25 protein-coding genes and 1 pseudogene are annotated in these 16,174 nt (G+C 38.1%); 13 read left to right on the forward strand and 13 right to left on the reverse strand.

The annotated features are described in order from the left end of the window. Positions 1–17 precede the first annotated feature (17 nt). From AC559H_RS08720 to AC559H_RS08735, 4 genes are all read right to left on the reverse strand, one after another. A complete protein-coding gene (locus tag AC559H_RS08720; RefSeq protein ID WP_081693700.1) occupies positions 18–209 on the reverse strand; it encodes a DUF6883 domain-containing protein in 192 nt (63 codons plus the stop codon). A gap of 309 nt (positions 210–518) precedes the next feature. Beyond that, complete coding sequence (locus AC559H_RS08725; protein ID WP_233422955.1) at positions 519–785, reverse strand: hypothetical protein; 267 nt, start codon at positions 783–785, stop codon at positions 519–521. Positions 786–788: 3 nt separating this feature from the next. Beyond that, positions 789–1,061, reverse strand: coding sequence for a BrnT family toxin (locus AC559H_RS08730; RefSeq protein WP_026794323.1), 273 nt, complete (start codon positions 1,059–1,061; stop codon positions 789–791). Between the two features lie 277 nt (positions 1,062–1,338). Next, positions 1,339–1,929: a S1 family peptidase gene (locus tag AC559H_RS08735; RefSeq protein ID WP_081693653.1), complete on the reverse strand. Its 591-nt coding sequence runs from the start codon at positions 1,927–1,929 to the stop codon at positions 1,339–1,341. On the opposite strand from AC559H_RS08735, the gene AC559H_RS08740 reads away from it, so the two are divergent. Next, entirely contained in the window at positions 1,861–2,220 is a 360-nt protein-coding gene (locus AC559H_RS08740; RefSeq protein ID WP_026794324.1) for a hypothetical protein, read from the forward strand. The two genes, AC559H_RS08735 and AC559H_RS08740, sit on opposite strands and share 69 nt — an antisense overlap. Positions 2,221–2,315: 95 nt before the next feature. Here AC559H_RS08740 and AC559H_RS08745 read toward each other — a convergent pair whose 3' ends face one another. From AC559H_RS08745 to AC559H_RS08755, 3 genes are all read right to left on the reverse strand, one after another. Next, positions 2,316–2,936, reverse strand: coding sequence for a J domain-containing protein (locus AC559H_RS08745; protein ID WP_026789154.1), 621 nt, complete (start codon positions 2,934–2,936; stop codon positions 2,316–2,318). A gap of 120 nt (positions 2,937–3,056) precedes the next feature. Next, positions 3,057–3,671: an ATP-dependent Clp protease proteolytic subunit gene (locus AC559H_RS08750; RefSeq protein WP_026789153.1), complete on the reverse strand. Its 615-nt coding sequence runs from the start codon at positions 3,669–3,671 to the stop codon at positions 3,057–3,059. 29 nt (positions 3,672–3,700) lie between these two features. Further along, positions 3,701–4,387 (reverse strand): ATP-dependent Clp protease proteolytic subunit, encoded by a 687-nt coding sequence (locus tag AC559H_RS08755; RefSeq protein WP_026794325.1) that lies wholly within the window; start codon positions 4,385–4,387, stop codon positions 3,701–3,703. Positions 4,388–4,443: 56 nt separating this feature from the next. On the opposite strand from AC559H_RS08755, the gene AC559H_RS08760 reads away from it, so the two are divergent. From AC559H_RS08760 to mtnA, 5 genes are all read left to right on the forward strand, one after another. Further along, the gene (locus AC559H_RS08760) at positions 4,444–5,682 is read left to right on the forward strand and encodes a vWA domain-containing protein (RefSeq protein ID WP_026794326.1); all 1,239 of its coding nucleotides are present in this window, start codon (positions 4,444–4,446) and stop codon (positions 5,680–5,682) included. 296 nt (positions 5,683–5,978) lie between these two features. Next, positions 5,979–6,515 carry a hypothetical protein gene (locus AC559H_RS08765; RefSeq protein WP_051319658.1) on the forward strand — a complete coding sequence of 179 codons (537 nt, stop codon included), beginning with the start codon at positions 5,979–5,981 and terminating at the stop codon, positions 6,513–6,515. 105 nt (positions 6,516–6,620) lie between these two features. Further along, positions 6,621–7,847, forward strand: a complete 1,227-nt coding sequence (locus AC559H_RS08770) for an NAD(P)/FAD-dependent oxidoreductase (protein ID WP_026794327.1) — start codon at positions 6,621–6,623, stop codon at positions 7,845–7,847. Positions 7,848–7,911: 64 nt separating this feature from the next. Continuing rightward, complete coding sequence (locus AC559H_RS08775; RefSeq protein WP_026794328.1) at positions 7,912–8,508, forward strand: Uma2 family endonuclease; 597 nt, start codon at positions 7,912–7,914, stop codon at positions 8,506–8,508. Positions 8,509–8,596: 88 nt separating this feature from the next. Continuing rightward, a complete protein-coding gene (mtnA, locus tag AC559H_RS08780) occupies positions 8,597–9,649 on the forward strand; it encodes an S-methyl-5-thioribose-1-phosphate isomerase (RefSeq protein WP_026794329.1) in 1,053 nt (350 codons plus the stop codon). A gap of 189 nt (positions 9,650–9,838) precedes the next feature. Here the strand turns inward: mtnA and AC559H_RS08785 are convergent, their stop codons facing one another. After that, on the reverse strand, positions 9,839–11,221 hold the full coding sequence (locus AC559H_RS08785; protein WP_026794330.1) for a helix-turn-helix domain-containing protein: 1,383 nt from the start codon (positions 11,219–11,221) through the stop codon (positions 9,839–9,841). A gap of 190 nt (positions 11,222–11,411) precedes the next feature. On the opposite strand from AC559H_RS08785, the gene AC559H_RS08790 reads away from it, so the two are divergent. Continuing rightward, positions 11,412–11,915, forward strand: coding sequence for a hypothetical protein (locus tag AC559H_RS08790; protein WP_026794331.1), 504 nt, complete (start codon positions 11,412–11,414; stop codon positions 11,913–11,915). A 33-nt stretch (positions 11,916–11,948) separates the two neighbouring features. Here AC559H_RS08790 and AC559H_RS08795 read toward each other — a convergent pair whose 3' ends face one another. Further along, positions 11,949–12,320 (reverse strand): clan AA aspartic protease, encoded by a 372-nt coding sequence (locus AC559H_RS08795; RefSeq protein ID WP_237157161.1) that lies wholly within the window; start codon positions 12,318–12,320, stop codon positions 11,949–11,951. A gap of 173 nt (positions 12,321–12,493) precedes the next feature. Between AC559H_RS08795 and AC559H_RS08800 the strand changes: the two genes are divergently transcribed. Together AC559H_RS08800 and AC559H_RS08805 are read left to right on the forward strand one after the other, a co-directional pair. After that, entirely contained in the window at positions 12,494–12,745 is a 252-nt protein-coding gene (locus AC559H_RS08800; RefSeq protein WP_026794333.1) for a UPF0175 family protein, read from the forward strand. After that, on the forward strand, positions 12,738–13,244 hold the full coding sequence (locus AC559H_RS08805) for a PIN domain-containing protein (RefSeq protein WP_227350290.1): 507 nt from the start codon (positions 12,738–12,740) through the stop codon (positions 13,242–13,244). Before AC559H_RS08800 ends, AC559H_RS08805 begins: the two co-directional genes overlap by 8 nt. 186 nt (positions 13,245–13,430) lie before the next feature. On the opposite strand, the gene AC559H_RS08810 is transcribed toward AC559H_RS08805, so the two are convergent. Together AC559H_RS08810 and AC559H_RS08815 are read right to left on the reverse strand one after the other, a co-directional pair. Continuing rightward, positions 13,431–13,805 carry a clan AA aspartic protease gene (locus AC559H_RS08810; RefSeq protein WP_026794335.1) on the reverse strand — a complete coding sequence of 125 codons (375 nt, stop codon included), beginning with the start codon at positions 13,803–13,805 and terminating at the stop codon, positions 13,431–13,433. Further along, positions 13,802–14,245, reverse strand: a complete 444-nt coding sequence (locus tag AC559H_RS08815) for an addiction module protein (RefSeq protein ID WP_036832937.1) — start codon at positions 14,243–14,245, stop codon at positions 13,802–13,804. Before AC559H_RS08815 ends, AC559H_RS08810 begins: the two co-directional genes overlap by 4 nt. A 16-nt stretch (positions 14,246–14,261) precedes the next feature. On the opposite strand from AC559H_RS08815, the gene AC559H_RS08820 reads away from it, so the two are divergent. The 3 genes and pseudogenes from AC559H_RS08820 (at position 14,262) to AC559H_RS08830 (ending at position 14,965) form a co-directional block, all read left to right on the forward strand. After that, positions 14,262–14,396: a hypothetical protein gene (locus tag AC559H_RS08820; protein WP_267879827.1), complete on the forward strand. Its 135-nt coding sequence runs from the start codon at positions 14,262–14,264 to the stop codon at positions 14,394–14,396. A 77-nt stretch (positions 14,397–14,473) separates the two neighbouring features. After that, positions 14,474–14,716, forward strand: coding sequence for a DUF4160 domain-containing protein (locus AC559H_RS08825; protein ID WP_026789142.1), 243 nt, complete (start codon positions 14,474–14,476; stop codon positions 14,714–14,716). 52 nt (positions 14,717–14,768) lie between these two features. After that, a pseudogene (locus AC559H_RS08830) lies at positions 14,769–14,965 on the forward strand (DUF2442 domain-containing protein). Between the two features lie 10 nt (positions 14,966–14,975). Here the strand turns inward: AC559H_RS08830 and AC559H_RS08835 are convergent. Together AC559H_RS08835 and AC559H_RS08840 are read right to left on the reverse strand one after the other, a co-directional pair. Next, on the reverse strand, positions 14,976–15,194 hold the full coding sequence (locus AC559H_RS08835; protein WP_026794337.1) for a type II toxin-antitoxin system HicA family toxin: 219 nt from the start codon (positions 15,192–15,194) through the stop codon (positions 14,976–14,978). Then, entirely contained in the window at positions 15,194–15,439 is a 246-nt protein-coding gene (locus AC559H_RS08840) for a type II toxin-antitoxin system HicB family antitoxin (protein ID WP_026789136.1), read from the reverse strand. Before AC559H_RS08840 ends, AC559H_RS08835 begins: the two co-directional genes overlap by 1 nt. A gap of 157 nt (positions 15,440–15,596) precedes the next feature. On the opposite strand from AC559H_RS08840, the gene AC559H_RS08845 reads away from it, so the two are divergent. Beyond that, on the forward strand, positions 15,597–15,800 hold the full coding sequence (locus AC559H_RS08845; RefSeq protein ID WP_026794338.1) for a hypothetical protein: 204 nt from the start codon (positions 15,597–15,599) through the stop codon (positions 15,798–15,800). Positions 15,801–16,174 lie beyond the last annotated feature (374 nt).

Here is a 16,174-nt window from a genome sequence, read left to right on the forward strand (position 1 = left end):
CGAGATAGATGGAAATATTACAACTGATTTAGGATTGCTATAGCAGCTTCTTTTAAAGCCTGTTTGAGCAGTTCAGCATTTTCTAGGGTAATCCCTAACTTGCTGGCAAACAAAATAGCTTTATTTTTTCCGGCTTGGTGATTCAGATTTAGAGAATATTCTTCTATTTTATTGCCTAAATCTGCTAGATGACCATTGGGCAGTTTCACTATTAATAATTTTTTTGAAGGACAAAATAGAATATTTAGTATCATAGGATAATTTATAGCACATTTGTCTGGTTGACAAATGTGCAACTATACCCAAAAATCAACAATTAATTGAATTTAACGGTGAGGCGGGGATGGTTATTCGAGGTTATTCGTTGAGTGGGGGCGGGTTTATCAAGATTATTGGTGGGTGGCCAAATTGATCGGTGAACCCGCCCCTACATTGATTCAAATGATAAAAGCGATTCGCCAAAACTTAATCCTATCCATAATTTACCTCAATTCAGGATTCAAACTTAAACTGATAGTTCACGATTCAGTTTCTTCTAGGGAAACTGCTAGGTTTTTTTTCATTATTACACGCAAAACTTGATTAACTAATTCGGAAGTCTTAAATACTTTCGCTACATCTGGATCGAGTGTAATACTAATCGGACTTTCTGCTAGTCTAGTAACATGATTTTGGGCAAATTCCCGATAATTCTCTACTGCTTGAGTCAGATTAGCAATACTCTGCCATTCCTGGTTTTCTACACTATCTAACAAGTTTTTTTCTTCTGGTTCTAAAGAATTCATGTTTTATACTCCTAAATATTTTTTGGTCATTTTGCGACTGGGAATAATAGTTTTGAGGAAAATCTCGGTATCATTCTCTACAAACGGGACTAGATAGACATACTCCTTAATTTTTATGATAAAAATCTTTTGGTTAGGATACTTTTGTTGATTGTGATGCTGGATTACATCTAATAAATCTCCCTGACTGATAGCTTGAATTGCGTCAGCGAAACAGATTTCTCTTTCCGCTAAAAGCTGATTATTTTTGTCTTCATTCCAAAGAAATATTTTCATAAACTAACACCAAGATAAGCTGGTTTAATAATTAACAACGAGCTTACCAAAGTTATACTTAATAAATTTCATAATACTCTCCCAATAAAAGATATACTCTAATCGCTAATCTCCCATAATAATTCCTTTTTACTTATCTGTCAATTCCACATTTCACCATCCCTGTAGGGGCGGGTTCGCGTTAACCTTTAATACCCACAAACAATCTCCCAAAACCCGCCCCGAACCCATCCCCAAATTAATGATTAACTGAATATTAACGGTGGGGTGGGGCGGTTTAGAAAGGTGATCTGTTAAGATCAGAAATTTGTACGGAACCCGCCCCTACAGGTTGAGGAATTAAGGTATTATGCCAATAGGGAATAATCGGAATCCCCCAACTGGAATTAACCATTAATTCCAACATTTCTTGAGAGGGTTCTGTGCCATCTTCAAAGGCATAAACCCCAAAATCAGGATCACGGTTTTTCAGTCTGCCATTAATCCCAATTAATTGCCCCCAACTGTTAAAAATCGGCCCCCCACTCATCCCCACTTGAATTTCATTGGTATAACCCAAACGATATCCTTGCGGTAAAGATTTTGGCGGTAAAATAGAGATAATCCCTTGGGTGAAACGAAACACTTGCAAACCTTGATCAAAGGTGGTTTGAAAACTGTGTTCTTCGTACATGGGAAATCCGGCCGCAAAAACGGGTTCTCCAACTGCGATCGCACCGGAACTAATAGGAGCAATTTGATAATTGGTGTTACTATTAAAATAGGTGATCGCTAAATCATTTTTAAAATAAATATCAACATGACTAATGAAATTGTAGTTGTCCGAACAGGTATCACTCCTGAAGAACGTCAGGCTAGATACTCCGATGACCTAACTGCGCTGAATGAATCACCTGAAGGGTTACGCACCTTGGCAATTTTAGGTAAAACTTTTTACTGGCTTTTGAACTTAGAACGAGTTCAATCTTGTCAAGAAGTACATATTTATAATTGGGAAGGAACCCAAAAAATTGTTGCACCAATTATACCAGAGGAATGTTATAGTATTGAATTCCTGGGTAGATCTAAAACTATTATTGCTTTTAATCCGAAAGCTGTTTGTTTTCAGATTATCGATCCTCCTAGGAAGTTTGGGCGAAGTTCTGCTTTTTATGAATAATTAGCACTGAAATAAACAATTTAATAAACCGAGTTTTTAACTGTTTTATATCGAATATAATAAAGATTTATAGTTGACAAATTGAGTTTTTAAGATTAATAAATCTTTTCTAATTGTCTAAAATCCCGTTCCACTTCTGCCCATAATGCCCGATTATGGGGGTCGGTTTTTAAGGCTTTTTTTAAATAATTTCTCGCTTTATCAACCTGCTTTTCCGTAATTAATTGTCGTCCCCAACGTTGATAGGAAATCGCTTGCCATTGCTTAATTTCAGGATCATGGGGAATGCGTTGGGCTAACCCTTCAATTAATGCGATCGCCCTGGGAAAACGCTTGTATTTTAATAATTGTTGTAACTGTAAATAGGAATTTTCCTTAATTTTTTGTTCTTCTTTTGTTAATTCAGGATTAAACTCAATCGGTGGACTTTTGGGCGTGATTTTAACTTTTGTAGGTTGATATTGGGGAACTTTAGATCCCGATGTAACGGTTTTTTTTGAAGCCGTAACGGGTGCTAATTCCGCTTCTGATTTAGCGATAGTTAATAAAAATTTATAGGCTTCTGTAATCGCCATAAACTTATCTCTAGCGACTTCATTCCCAGGATTGACGTCAGGATGATATTGTCTGGCAAGCTGACGATAAGAGGTCTTCACCGCCTCTAAACTCGCCCCTAATCTTAACCCTAATTGTCGATAATAGTCGGTTGTATCCATCACTAATTGTATCAGTGACTTAAGTTAATAATATGGGAGATGAATTTCACAAATAGAAAAGCAAATAGAGGATAAATGGATGGGAAAAACCCATCCAATATTATAGTGAATTGTTAACCCTTAACCTGCGGTTAAAGCCACGGTTGCCCGTTCTTCAATCACTTGGTCAATTAAACCATAATCCTTGGCTTCTTGGGCAGATAGGAAATAATCCCGATCCGTATCTTTCTGAATTTTTGCCAAGGTTTGCCCGGTACGAGTGACTAAAATGTCATTCAATAAACTGCGGATTCTCAAAATTTCTCTGGCTTCAATTTCGATATCCGTTGCCTGCCCCCTTGCCCCGCCTAACGGTTGGTGAATCATAATCCGGGCATGGGGTAAGGCTAACCGTTTTCCGGGGGTTCCTGCGGCTAATAGAAAAGCCCCCATGGAAGCCGCTAAACCCACACAAATCGTAACCACATCGGCTTTAATATATTGCATGGTATCGTAAATTGCCATACCTGCTGTTACCGATCCCCCCGGAGAATTGATATACAAATAAATTGGCTTATTAGAATCTTCCGCATCCAAATATAGCATTTGTGCCACAATCCGATTGGCTAAACTATCGGTGACTTCTTGACCCAAAAATAAAATGCGTTCTACACCTAAACGGGTATAAATATCAATCCATCTTTCGTATTGACTACCTGGAAGACGATAAGGAACACTTGGAACTCCAATCGGCATAGCTTTTACCTTTTTAACTTCAATTAATTTTAAACCGTTGCCACCAATGCGGGAAGTTCTTTTCGACTTTTTAACACCTTATCAATTAAGCCATATTCCTTGGCTGCTTCTGGCGTTAAATAGAACATCCGATCAGTATCTTTAGAAATTTTTTCTACCGATTGTCCGGTATTTTTTGCTAAAATTTCTAACATGGTTCTCTTATTATCGAGAACTTCTTTTGCCCGAATTTGGATATCCGTTGCTTGACCTCTTGCCCCACTTTTGGTTTGATTTAAAACAATGGTTGCATTCGGTAAACTCGCCCGGAAACCTTTAGTCCCCGCGGCTAAAATCATGGCTGCGGTTCCCATGGCTTGACCGATGCAAATAGTATGAACCGGAGGCTTAATATAGCCCAAAGTATCGCAAATGGCAAAAGCTTCAGTCTCAAACCCAATTGCATCCCCTCCATACCAGGAAGTTCCCGTGGAGTTGATGTAGAAATAGATAGGTTTATCGGGATCGTCGAACTGTAAGTAAAGCAGTTGAGCGATAATCAGTTCAGTAACATCAATCCCCACTTGGCGTTTGATGTCATCGGACGAATACAGGGGAAGTCCCAGATAAACGATCCTTTCCTTCAACAGAAGGGATTCCAAATCTGGCGGGGGAGTCCGAATCGGGCTATCGGTGTAAGAATATGCCGATTGCACAGCTTGAATGGGTTCTCTCATCAGGAATTCTCAACCTTAAACTTATAAAAATAGTAGCGCAACTTCAGGTAATCATAATGAAACTCAGTTTACAAGCAATTCTTAGTGATCCCAACTTTGATCTGTCCGTTGGCAACAGTCAACGTCAGTTGGCGATCTCCATTTCGGCTTTTCCCTCTGAAAGTGATGCTGATGTCCCTTTGAATTTGTGCCTAATTTTAGATCATAGCGGTTCCATGAGTGGAAAACCCCTAGAAACCGTGAAACAGGCGGCAATTGAGTTAGTGGATCGATTAAAACCTGGCGATCGCATTTCTATTATAACCTTTGATCATCGCGCTAAAGTTTTAATTCCGAATCAAGATATTACGGATTTGGAAAATATTAAACGGAAAATCAACGCTTTAAAAACCTCCGGGGGGACGGCCATTGATGAAGGGCTAAAATTAGGAATTGAGGAATTAGGAAAAGGCAAACAGGAACGAATTTCCCAAGGTTTTTTATTAACCGATGGTGAAAACGAACATGGAGATAATGATCGCTGTTTAAAATTAGCCAAACTCGCCGCTAGTTATAACTTAACTATTAATACTTTGGGGTTTGGTGAAGATTGGAACTCCGATGTTTTAGAAAAAATTGCCGATGCTGCCGGGGGAACTTTAGCCTATATTGAACATCCTGAACAAGCGTTGGATCAATTCAGCCGTTTGTTCAATAAAATGCAGTCGGTGGGCTTAACTAATTCCTATTTATTATTGGATTTAATGCCTAATGTTCGGTTAGCCGAACTCAAACCCATCGCCCAAGTTGCCCCCGATACGATTGAATTACCAATCCAAAAAGAAGGAGATAAATGGATTGTCCGTTTAGGGGATGTGATGAAAGATATGGATCGGGTGGTCTTAGCCAATTTATATTTTGACAAATTTCCCCCAGGAAAACAAGCGATCGCCCATGTTCAAGTCCGCTATGATGATCCTTCCTTAGATTTAAAAAATTTATATTCTGATTTGGTGATTGTCGAAGGTAATTTTGTCAGTTCCTATCAACCTAAAATGGATGGGTTTGTGCAGCAACAAATTTTAACCTTAGCCAAATATCGTCAAACTCAAATTGCCGAAACCAAACTGCAACAAGGCGACCGGGCGGGGGCAGCAACTATGTTACAAACTGCGGCTAAAACTGCTTTACAAATGGGGGATAAAAACGCAGCAACGGTGTTACAAACCAGTGCTACTCGCTTACAATCGGGAGAAGAATTATCCGAAAGTGATAAGAAGAAAACCCGAATTGTCTCTAAAACCGTGTTGAAATAAGAGGCAAAAAACAACTGGGAAATCCCATCCTTAAAATTAGGGTTTTGGGATAATCCGGGTTTCCCCTGGATATTAAAGAGTGTAAAGGCAAACTTTCCAATTTTCTAACTGTCTATTTTCTCACCAACAGACACAACCTCTAAAACCCTGATTTTGCTTGAGTTAATCAGGGTTTTTTCTTGGAATAGACCCCCCAATTTTATATCAACCTTGTAGAACTTAGAATAGTAGCACTCACTAACCACTAAAGCTATTCAATCCCCGGGTAGAGTGAAATCAAAGCATTAGGAAAATGTATGATTTCCAATCAAGTTCGTAGCTGTTTAATTGCCACAATTGTTCCTTTTATGATTAGTTTGTTCATGCCGATGTCGGGAAATGCCCAAACCACCAGTAGTAACGGCAATACTGATATATTTGTCCTTAAAACTCAAGATGCCAGCCATAATATGTTTCATGCTCCTGTGATTTCTAATTTTGATTGGTTCAATGATGGTGATAAAATTGGCTTAACCGATGGCATCAATGAAACCGATTTAGACTATACGAAATTAATTGATTTTGATGGGGATGGACGGACTGATGATGCAGTTATTAAAATCAAATCTACCCAAGAAATTTTAGGCGTTGTCTTGAATGCCGATGACTTTGTTTTAAAAGGAGAATTTGTTTCTATTCCTTCGGTTTTGACTCAACCCATTGCTTGTTTACCTAAAACCAATACAGTCACCTGTCAAGTTCCTGCTTTCAACCCAATAATTCTGCAATCTTCATCGAGTATAACCTCCTCAAAAAGTCCTGAATTAAAAGGAGAAATCAATTCTAAAAATTAAACCGCGCAAAATATTGACCTCTGGGCATCTATCCAAAATCATCAGATCAAATTAACAGTAATTTGTTAAACTATAATAGCTCTTTAAACTTGAGATTTTATTCCGATGAAACGTTTTGATGTTGTGATTATTGGTGCGGGGCCAGCCGGAGGTCAATGTGCAAGAAAACTTACCCAAGCGGGTCAGCAAGTGTTATTAGTTGAACAACATGAAACTTTTTATAAAAATGATTTTTCCAGTGCCGCCACACCTTTAGAAACCTTGGAAAAATTCAATTTACCTGAAACTGTTGTTGGAAGTTTTTGGCAAAATCTAGTGATTATTACCACAAATGTTAATCAAAAATGGCAGTCTCCAACACCTTTGGGGGCTGTTTTAGATTTTGCTAAATTACGGGGATTTTTAGCTACAGAAGTTACTAACCAGGGCGGTGAGGTATGGATGGGATATCGCTATATTAAGCATTTTCAAGAGAATCAAAATACAATTGTTGAATTAAAACAACGGTCTACCGGGAAAATTATTTCAGTAGAAACTCAAGTTTTAGTCGATGGGACTGGGCCGACTCGGGCTGTTATGTATGCTAAAAAAGCACCCCAACCTAATTATTTAACCGGGACAGGAATTGAATATTTAATTGAACTTTCACAAAATGATTATCAAAAATATTCTCAAGATTTAATTTTCTTTTTGGGTCATCGTTGGATGCCCAGGGGCTATTCTTGGATTTTTCCGATGGGAAATAATCGCTTAAAAGTCGGTTCTGCCCAATTAAATCGTTCCCATGAATGGGTAAATCAAACTCAGACTTTACGTTCATATCTGGAATTATTATTAACGGATTATTTAACAGAAATTCCCTATAAAATTATTAACCATCATGGGGGAATGTTAAAATATTGTAGTGGGTTGGAAGATATTTATTATCAGGATAATATTATTGCCATTGGAGACGCGGTTTCCATGGTGAATATGTTGGGCGGGGAGGGTATTCGTCACGGTATGGAAAATGCTAATATTGCGGCGGGATATATTCAGGATTATCTATCGGGAAAAATAACTAATTTTGCCGAATATCGTCAAGAAATCAAACAAACCTATACTCAAACTTGGAACTGGTCAGAACAAATGGGTTTGAGTAAATATTTACAATATAGTGACCAGTCTATTGATAAAGGAGTTTATTATCTCAAGGATTTATCTTTAGAAGATATGATGGCTATTTTATTTGACTATGATTTTAAACGATTATATAAAGCTGGGTTCAAGTATTTGTGCTATAAAATTAGTGGGATTTGGACAAGATTAAAACTTAAATTCAATTTAACCTAATTTTGTCTAGGATTATTATAATAGATGAGGATCACCCGATAGGTTGATGGGAGGACAAGCAACTATGACCCATGCAACGACTGAAAAAATCATGTCCTTGCAGGAGTTTCTCAATTATGCTCAAGATACCGATACTGGTTATGAGCTAGAGGATGGGAGACTTCTATTAATGCCGACTGAAAGCGAAATTAATCGACGTATTGCTTGTTTTTTGTTTGCCTATTTTCTGCAATTGGGAGTTTCCTTTTCTCGGTTAACAATGAAAACCGAATTGGTGGTTATGGGGAGTCGAACTACAGTGCGTGTTCCCGATTTAATGGTATTAACAGAAACCTTAGCACAGGTGATGGAGGGGGCAAGTCGCTCCTTAATTACAATAGATATGCCACCCCCTGAAATGGTGGTAGAAGTTGTTAGTCCTGGTCAGGAAAATCAACAGCGAGACTATCGTTATAAACGATCACAATATCAAGCCAGAGGTATCCCTGAATATTGGATTATTGACCCCATCCAACAACAGATTACCGTATTTATTTTAGTAACGGGACTCTATGAACAGGCTATTTTTACCGGGGATATGGTAATAAATTCTAGTTTATTATCAGACCATAACCAACCCTCTCCTTTGACGGCATCACAGCTATTGCAAACACAAAATTAACGAGTCAGTTTTACGTTGTTAAAGTTCAATTTAGACTTATAATTGAATAACTGGCAACAATATTCTACTATCAATTTTAACTCTAAAAATGACCTCAACTTTAACTCAAGTTTATCCGATTATTTGGGAAAGCGATCGCGCTTCCCTGATCGACCAAACCCGTCTCCCCGATGAATATACCCGCATAGAAATTACCACCTATCAACAAATGGCAGAAGCCATTAAAACCATGATTGTTCGGGGGGCACCAGCCATTGGAATTGCGGCCGCCTATGGGTTATATTTGGGGGCGAGGGAGATTCAAACTTCAGACCGTCAGGAATTTTTGAACCAACTAGAACCCATTGCCCAAGTCCTGCGGGCAACCCGTCCCACGGCAGTTAATTTGTTTTGGGCAATTGATCAAATGTTGCAAACGGCAACCGAAACCCCCGGCACAATTGAGGAGATTAAAACCGCCTTATTAAACAAAGCCAATACAATTCGAGAAGACGATATTAAAACCTGTTTTGCTATTGGAGAAGCGGGGTTAATTGTATTACCTAAAACTCCTGAAAAACTCAATATTCTCACCCATTGTAACACAGGTTCCTTAGCAACAGGCGGTTATGGAACCGCATTAGGAGTTATTCGTTCCGCTTGGAATTCAGGACGGTTAAATCGAGTTTATGCCGACGAAACTCGCCCCCGGTTACAAGGAGCAAAATTAACTACTTGGGAATGCGTACAAGATCAAATTCCAGTAACATTAATTTCCGATAATATGGCAGCCCATTGTATGAAACAGGGGTTAATTCATGCGGTAATTGTGGGCGCAGATCGAATTACAGCTAATGGCGATGCGGCGAATAAAATTGGAACCTATAGTTTAGCAATTGTGGCTAAAGCTCACAAGGTTCCTTTTTTCGTGGCTGCACCCTTATCAACGGTGGATTTTAAATTAGCAACCGGGGATGAAATTCCGATTGAAGAACGAGATCCGACAGAACTTTATCAGGTGGGAACTACTCGAATTTGTCCCGAAGGAGTGGAATTTTTTAATCCGGCTTTTGATGTGACTCCGGCGGAATTAATTACCGCTATTATAACAGAAAAAGGGGCGGTTATTCCTGGGAAATTAAAACAATTTTCTGTGAATTAATAAACCACAAAGACACTAAAAAATGAAGACTGAAATTCAGCTTGAAAGTCTCTCATTATGACTGTTTCATTCACCAAAAATTAGGTACAAAAAAGCCAAAGATTATTGATGTTTTCAGCTATCATTCTTTGAGTGATTGTCGGAGAATGATAGCGATTAATTCTGAGAATATTAAGAACTATAGCAATCCTAACCCTTAATCTTCTGTTTAATATAGTGTTGAAAAATTGGATTTAATAGAAATAGCGATCGCCCTTCTGCTTCGACTTTTTCAATTAAATTATGTCGAATTAATAATTGTATCACTTGCCAGAATTGAGGTTTAGATAATTCAATATTAGCAGGTTTTTGGGAAATATTCACAGGTTGATCTTGATTCGCTAACCAATTAATTACCGTTTTTTCTGATTCCGATAAACGCTCTAAGTGAGATTCTAAACTGGGTTCTAAGTCCCCAAAATAAATATCATTTTGTTCAGTTAAAAACAAGGAAACACTACCGTTAAACAGTTCAATAATTGTTGAAGCGATAATCTTTAACCAGGACGGATGACCTTGATATAGGGTAATTAATTCTAACCAGTTTTCCTGATCTATTAATCCTTTTTCCCTGAATATTTCTGTTGCTTCTTTTCCTAATCCTTTCAGGTTTAATGTCTGTAGGGGTCTATTTTCTGCTTCTAAATTGGCGATTTCTATGGGTTTTGTCCAACTCAGGAGAATTAAACAACTTTGATGATTCGATGTGACAATTTGTTTAAAGAATTTACTATAATCTTCATATCCGGGTAAGTATTGACCTGCTAATTCACCGGGTTTAAAAATATCCTGTAAGTCATCAAGAATCACTAAACAGCGAGAGTTACGAAAATAATCAATAACTGTAGATAAGGGAGTTTGTTGAGATTGAGAAAAGAATTGTTTAAGTTCGGTTTGTAGCGTTGAAAGCGTAGGAATATTATTAAGACTTTTCCAGATAATATAATCGAATTGCGTATTAATTTCTTCGATGAGTTTAAGGGCGATCGCACTTTTTCCTATTCCACTTAATCCATAAATGGTAATTAAGCGAGTATGGTCTTCTAATATCCATTGTTTGAGGGTAGAGAGTTCTGAAGTGCGATCGTAAAAGGTTGTTAATTCGGGTGCTTCTATTAAATTGATAATTGTTGATTGATTTTGAGTTTGGGATGTTTCTGGGGGAGATTGCGATCGCGGTTTTTGATTTTGTATAGTTTGTATGAATTGACCACCAATATTAATATTATCAACTTGTAATAAACAGTAACCTAATTGGGAATCTTGAGAAACCTTATGTTTTTTCTCTAATTTATAACGAAAATTAGACTTCTTCAGGTCTTGTCCTAAATCTTCACCCAGCTTTTCCCATAACTTAGCTGCTTCTTTTTTAATGTGAGATTCACTACAATTATAATCTTTAGCAATTTGAGGATATTTTTTTCTGTCCCAAACACCTGTTAATATTGCTTCCTGTATCGGTGTGAGATTTTCTCCGGTTTTATCAAAAATCATGTTATCGGCCCACTCTAACACATCTTCAACATTTTTCATCAGTAGACACAGATAGAGATTGTTTGTAATGTATCCTACCGAATCCTACTTTGTCAACTGAATTGTACTGAATCCTACTAAATTGGTTCGGGATGGTTAGAAAAATTGGGTGCTGAATGCTACGGTTTTGAGTTGTCAAAGGTAAAACACACAAAATATAATTGGATTGAAATTTAAGTGTAATCACATTATGTTAAAAGCGTCTGTATCAAAAAAGAATATTTTGGCTCTTAACCAACCCTACTTGATGAAGTTTGCTATTGCTTATTATGATTACGACAATGAACAATGGATTTCTGAGGGGTGGAAAACTTTAATTGCCACCGGTCCTGGAGCAAAAATAGATATAGTTCTTTTAAATCAACCTCTTAATCATCAAAAGTATTATTATTTTAATTTAAAAATCGAACGAATGGGAGTTCCTATTCGCACAGGTAATATTAGTTACCATCTTCATCTACATTGTAAAGAGTCATATCCTAGTTCGCCAGAGCGTTTTTGGTTGGAAAATGGTGACTTTAAAAAGTATAGTGCCAGATATTCTGGGGGAGAATTTAACCGTTTTATGGATAACATATTTAATTCTGAGAAATGGGCTGGTGGTTGGAATAGAATTGATACAAGAGAGGGTTCTGACTATACAATGAATTATGAATTGATTCAAGGCATCCAAACACATTATCATAGTCACTAACGCACCCAAAATTATAATCAAATTCCTCCTCACTCACGATCGCAAAATATCATCCACAAGAACCGTACCACCATCACAGAAGTCTATACTGAGATGATAATTTTCAAGTAGTGCAGTCCCGATGAGCGGACGATGACCCATTCCTAGCACTGCAACATCTTTTTCTACACCATCCCACAAAATAGTTGCCAAATAAACGTTAGTTGCCACATTAGAATTATCGGCTAAATTTGCATTAATTTCACCAATGTAAGGCAACCCAAGTTTGGCGATCGCAGAAGATGGCAAGGTCAAGAAGCCTTCAAAACCTGTATCAACAACACACTCAATTTCCCTCGTTCCCAGGCTGGAGCCTGGGAATGTCTGATCAGAGGCTCTGCCTCTGGTTTTAGGTGGCAGAGCCACCCGAATATCATTTCTAGGTAGAACCTAGAAACGAGAAAATACTAATCCTAGAGCGATCGCTTTTATTGATATAAAAGAAGCGATCGCTATTATTATAAATAAATTTATATCGCTTCCTGGTTCTAGTTGGAACTGCTATGATCAGATAAAAAACGTCAACCTCCCCAAAAACAATGACTACAGTAACATTAGAGTTACCTGAAGAAATTTTTTCAGCCCGTCGCCTTCCCCCTGATGATTTTGTTCAGGATATGCGCCTAGCTGCTGCTATCTATTGGTATCAAAAAGCTGAAATTTCTCAGGAAAAAGCCGCCCAAATTGCGGGTTTAAACCGCAGAGACTTCTTAGATGCTCTAGCGCGTGAGCAAGTTGATGTGTTTGTAATTGACTTTAATGACCTACAACGGGAGCTTGAGCGTGGCTGATTCTTTGGATAATAAAGTCATCCCTCCTGCCATCAATACCTCTCCTCTAATATTCTTAACAAAGGGTGGGGTTTTGGAATTATTGCAGATTATCAGTCAAGAAATTATCGTACCTGCTGCTGTAGCAACAGAGATTCAGACCTATGGAGAAATGGATGTAACCGCTATAGCACTGGTTCAGAAAAACTGGCTAGTTGTTGTGGAAACTCCGCCAGTACCAACTGTGATTCAGAGTTGGGATTTAGGTGCAGGTGAATCCGCCGTACTAACTTGGGGTTATGTCCATCCTGGCACAGAGGTAATCCTCGATGATCTAGCAGCCCGCCACTGTGCAGCAGCATTGGGGATTCCGGTTCGGGGAACACTAGGTTTAGTTCTCAATGCTAAACAACAAGGTATCATTCCTACCGCACGCCCGATTTTAGAAAAATTACGCTTATCAGGAATGTATCTGTCTGACCGGGTAATGAATCAAGCACTAGCATTAATAGGAGAATAAGAAGATATTAGTACCGAAGGATTATTACGCGGTGCTGCGGCGCCTCAAAATCAAAGGCAATCCCTAGTGTAATTCCCTTGTCGCTCATTTCAAGATTCTACCTTAAAATACTAATCCTAGAGCGATCGCTTTTATTAATATAAAAGAAGCGATCGCACCCAAAATTATAATCAAATTCCTCCTCACTCACGATCGCAAAATATCATCCACAAGAACCGTACCACCATCACAGAAGTCTATACTGAGATGATAATTTTCAAGTAGTGCAGTCCCGATGAGCGGACGATGACCCATTCCTAGCACTGCAACATCTTTTTCTACACCATCCCACAAAATAGTTGCCAAATAAACGTTAGTTGCCACATTAGAATTATCGGCTAAATTTGCATTAATTTCACCAATGTAAGGCAACCCAAGTTTGGCGATCGCAGAAGATGGCAAGGTCAAGAAGCCTTCAAAACCTGTATCAACAACACACTCAATTTCTATATCTAAATTTTCTGGCAGACGCAAAGTTAAACTAATTCTAGCTTGTCGCCCAACTACATTTCCTTGTATCATTCTGCCGTCCTGACCAATGTACCACCAACGGCATAAACCGCATTAAAACCAATCCGTTCCGCCCAAATTATTGCATTAGCCTGTTTAGCCTGTAATTTGCCACTCGTTACTACCAAGTCTTCACCAATTTCATATTCACCCGTCTCCACATTAATTGAAATAATCTTGCCAATATTCTCCGGTGTCTCTACTTGAGCGCGGATAACATTTTCATAAAGTTCTTTACCCCGTCGATCAAACACTTGTTCAGCCGGAATGCGAGTAACTTCGCCGCTATCCATTTCGCGATCGCGCCTTTGGGCTTCCTCACTCCAGATAGCCGTAACTTCTGGATCAATTTCCCTACTTTGTCCCAAGTGTTTTAAGAGTCGGGATAGCAATATTGCCTGAGAATCCCTTGGCAATGCCATAACTTGAGCTTCCAGATTTTCAATAGTCATAGTATTTAAGGATTTTATGATAGCTCAATTCTATCATAATCCTAGAGTGATCGCTTTTAGTAATAGAAAAGAAGCGATCGCTCTAAATTATTATGACTGGTTAAGAATTTCCTCGTTCCCAGGCTCATGCTTGGGAATGTATGATGGTTAATGTCTGTTTGTCCAACTGAAATTGACAAAATCAAATCAATATCATTAAATATATTAGGGTAAAAGTATCTATTAAAAATGCTAACAGTTTTAAGATTTGAAAGCTATCGCTTTTATTTTTACAGCCATGAACCCAACGAACCTCCCCATATTCACATTGATAGAGATAATCTCTCAGCTAAATTCTGGTTATCGACCGTATCTTTAGCCAAAAATATAGGATTTAATCCTAAAGAGTTAAGAAAAATACAATCTCTTGTGGAAGTCAATCAACAAAAATTTTTAGAGGCATGGTATGAATACTTTGGCAATTCAAACTGATATTCGTGTAAAAAATGTTCTCATCCATGAAGATGCTTTTAGTGTGGAATTAATGGATGGACGCACTCTCACCACCCCCTTAGCTTGGTTCCCTCGACTATTAAAAGCTAATCCCGAACAATTAAATTACAAAAATGGGAAATTTGTGGCGGGGGTTATGGGATTCATTGGGAAGAAATAGATGAAGATATTAGTACCGAAGGATTATTAGGCGGTGCTGTGGCACCTCAAAATCAAAGACAATCTTAAAAACTCAACTTTAGAGATTTTCCCAATCACTAATATCAACTTTAGCCTGTCGCAAAATTTTAGCTAAAAAGTTTGTACTGATATCACCTTTATGGGGATTAGGAATAGTAACACGAAGGTTTTCTTTCAACATAAACTGATGCCTTTTTCCCGAATAGGGGCCATCAAATCCCAGTTGTTTCAGGTAATAAATTAAGTCTCGACGTTTAATTGGTTTTAAAGGAGGCATCAGGCAACTTCTTTAGTAATTGTAAGGTCGATATTATCAAGGACGGGTAAAGGAAGATTCAGCGTGAGACCAAGTAAAATCCAGTCTTCCAATACCTCTTGCAATTCTTCTCTACAAGCTTCGAGAGTTACAGCATTTGCATATACTCCCTCACAGATAGGAATTTCTCCGTAGAAAGTCCCGTCATCAGGAAAAATTTCATACCGAGCTTGCTTCATCGCAGCCTGAATGTATTGAGTTAACATATTTAGCTTATAACTATTTTATCTATTGTTAGATAACATTTTACTACATATCGCTTGCTAAACCGAGTAACTCGTTATATTGATCATCTTAACGTTGCCATCTCAAATCCTATAATTTGGCTAATGTCTGTTTTTCAAACTGAAGGAGAATCTAACTATGACATCCCTTGAACTTCGAGAAAAAGGCTATCAAGTCCTAGTTGAAAACTTAGGTCAAGTTGCTACCCTTCGCTTTCTACAAGAATTTAGCTGGGGACGAGGTGACTATACAAAAGAGAGGGAAACCTCCATAAAACAGGTAACACGGGAAACATTTTGGCAAGATGTTGCTACCCTTCGTGCAAAGAAAAACAAGCAATAAATGACAAGATATTTTTGCTATGTGCTTGTCGCTCATTTCAAGATTCTACCTTGAAATACTAATCCTAGAGCGATCGGTTTTATTGATATAAAAGAAGTGATCGCTCTCTATTTTAACTCACCGCGACTCCAACATTTTCTCAACTGTCAAGCCAATATCAATTGCAATCTGCCGAAGCAATCTAGGTGATATATGACTAAGAATTCGCGCTCTATATCTATTGGTAATTAAAGAGTGATTGCTCCTCCTTTCTATCTGATTTTCTTCTAGGATACGATAAAATAGAGAGTAAGAAAACTTGGGCAAAATCACCCGACGAACAGAACTTCTAACGTTTGAACCAGCTTCAGGATATAGCATGAGGAAGTTTACTG

This window comes from Planktothrix prolifica NIVA-CYA 540 (assembly GCF_963864145.1).
Classification (GTDB): Bacteria; Cyanobacteriota; Cyanobacteriia; order Cyanobacteriales; family Microcoleaceae; genus Planktothrix; species Planktothrix agardhii.

Bases quoted from the DNA above. Each gene is read 5' to 3' on its own strand.
- AC559H_RS08810 (WP_026794335.1), bottom strand. From the start codon at position 13,805: ATGATACAAGGAAATGTAGTTGGGCGACAAGCTAGAATTAGTTTAACT.
- AC559H_RS08770 (WP_026794327.1), top strand. From the start codon at position 6,621: ATGAAACGTTTTGATGTTGTGATTATTGGTGCGGGGCCAGCCGGAGGT.
- AC559H_RS08840 (WP_026789136.1), bottom strand. From the start codon at position 15,439: ATGTTAACTCAATACATTCAGGCTGCGATGAAGCAAGCTCGGTATGAA.
- AC559H_RS08775 (WP_026794328.1), top strand. From the start codon at position 7,912: ATGACCCATGCAACGACTGAAAAAATCATGTCCTTGCAGGAGTTTCTC.
- AC559H_RS08825 (WP_026789142.1), top strand. From the start codon at position 14,474: ATGCTAACAGTTTTAAGATTTGAAAGCTATCGCTTTTATTTTTACAGC.
- AC559H_RS08725 (WP_233422955.1), bottom strand. From the start codon at position 785: ATGAATTCTTTAGAACCAGAAGAAAAAAACTTGTTAGATAGTGTAGAA.
- AC559H_RS08765 (WP_051319658.1), top strand. From the start codon at position 5,979: ATGATTTCCAATCAAGTTCGTAGCTGTTTAATTGCCACAATTGTTCCT.
- AC559H_RS08835 (WP_026794337.1), bottom strand. From the start codon at position 15,194: ATGCCTCCTTTAAAACCAATTAAACGTCGAGACTTAATTTATTACCTG.
- AC559H_RS08815 (WP_036832937.1), bottom strand. From the start codon at position 14,245: ATGACTATTGAAAATCTGGAAGCTCAAGTTATGGCATTGCCAAGGGAT.
- AC559H_RS08760 (WP_026794326.1), top strand. From the start codon at position 4,444: ATGAAACTCAGTTTACAAGCAATTCTTAGTGATCCCAACTTTGATCTG.
- AC559H_RS08750 (WP_026789153.1), bottom strand. From the start codon at position 3,671: ATGCCGATTGGAGTTCCAAGTGTTCCTTATCGTCTTCCAGGTAGTCAA.
- mtnA (WP_026794329.1), top strand. From the start codon at position 8,597: ATGACCTCAACTTTAACTCAAGTTTATCCGATTATTTGGGAAAGCGAT.
- AC559H_RS08800 (WP_026794333.1), top strand. From the start codon at position 12,494: ATGACTACAGTAACATTAGAGTTACCTGAAGAAATTTTTTCAGCCCGT.
- AC559H_RS08790 (WP_026794331.1), top strand. From the start codon at position 11,412: ATGTTAAAAGCGTCTGTATCAAAAAAGAATATTTTGGCTCTTAACCAA.
- AC559H_RS08730 (WP_026794323.1), bottom strand. From the start codon at position 1,061: ATGAAAATATTTCTTTGGAATGAAGACAAAAATAATCAGCTTTTAGCG.
- AC559H_RS08820 (WP_267879827.1), top strand. From the start codon at position 14,262: ATGATAGCTCAATTCTATCATAATCCTAGAGTGATCGCTTTTAGTAAT.
- AC559H_RS08745 (WP_026789154.1), bottom strand. From the start codon at position 2,936: ATGGATACAACCGACTATTATCGACAATTAGGGTTAAGATTAGGGGCG.
- AC559H_RS08740 (WP_026794324.1), top strand. From the start codon at position 1,861: ATGACTAATGAAATTGTAGTTGTCCGAACAGGTATCACTCCTGAAGAA.
- AC559H_RS08845 (WP_026794338.1), top strand. From the start codon at position 15,597: ATGACATCCCTTGAACTTCGAGAAAAAGGCTATCAAGTCCTAGTTGAA.
- AC559H_RS08755 (WP_026794325.1), bottom strand. From the start codon at position 4,387: ATGAGAGAACCCATTCAAGCTGTGCAATCGGCATATTCTTACACCGAT.
- AC559H_RS08785 (WP_026794330.1), bottom strand. From the start codon at position 11,221: ATGAAAAATGTTGAAGATGTGTTAGAGTGGGCCGATAACATGATTTTT.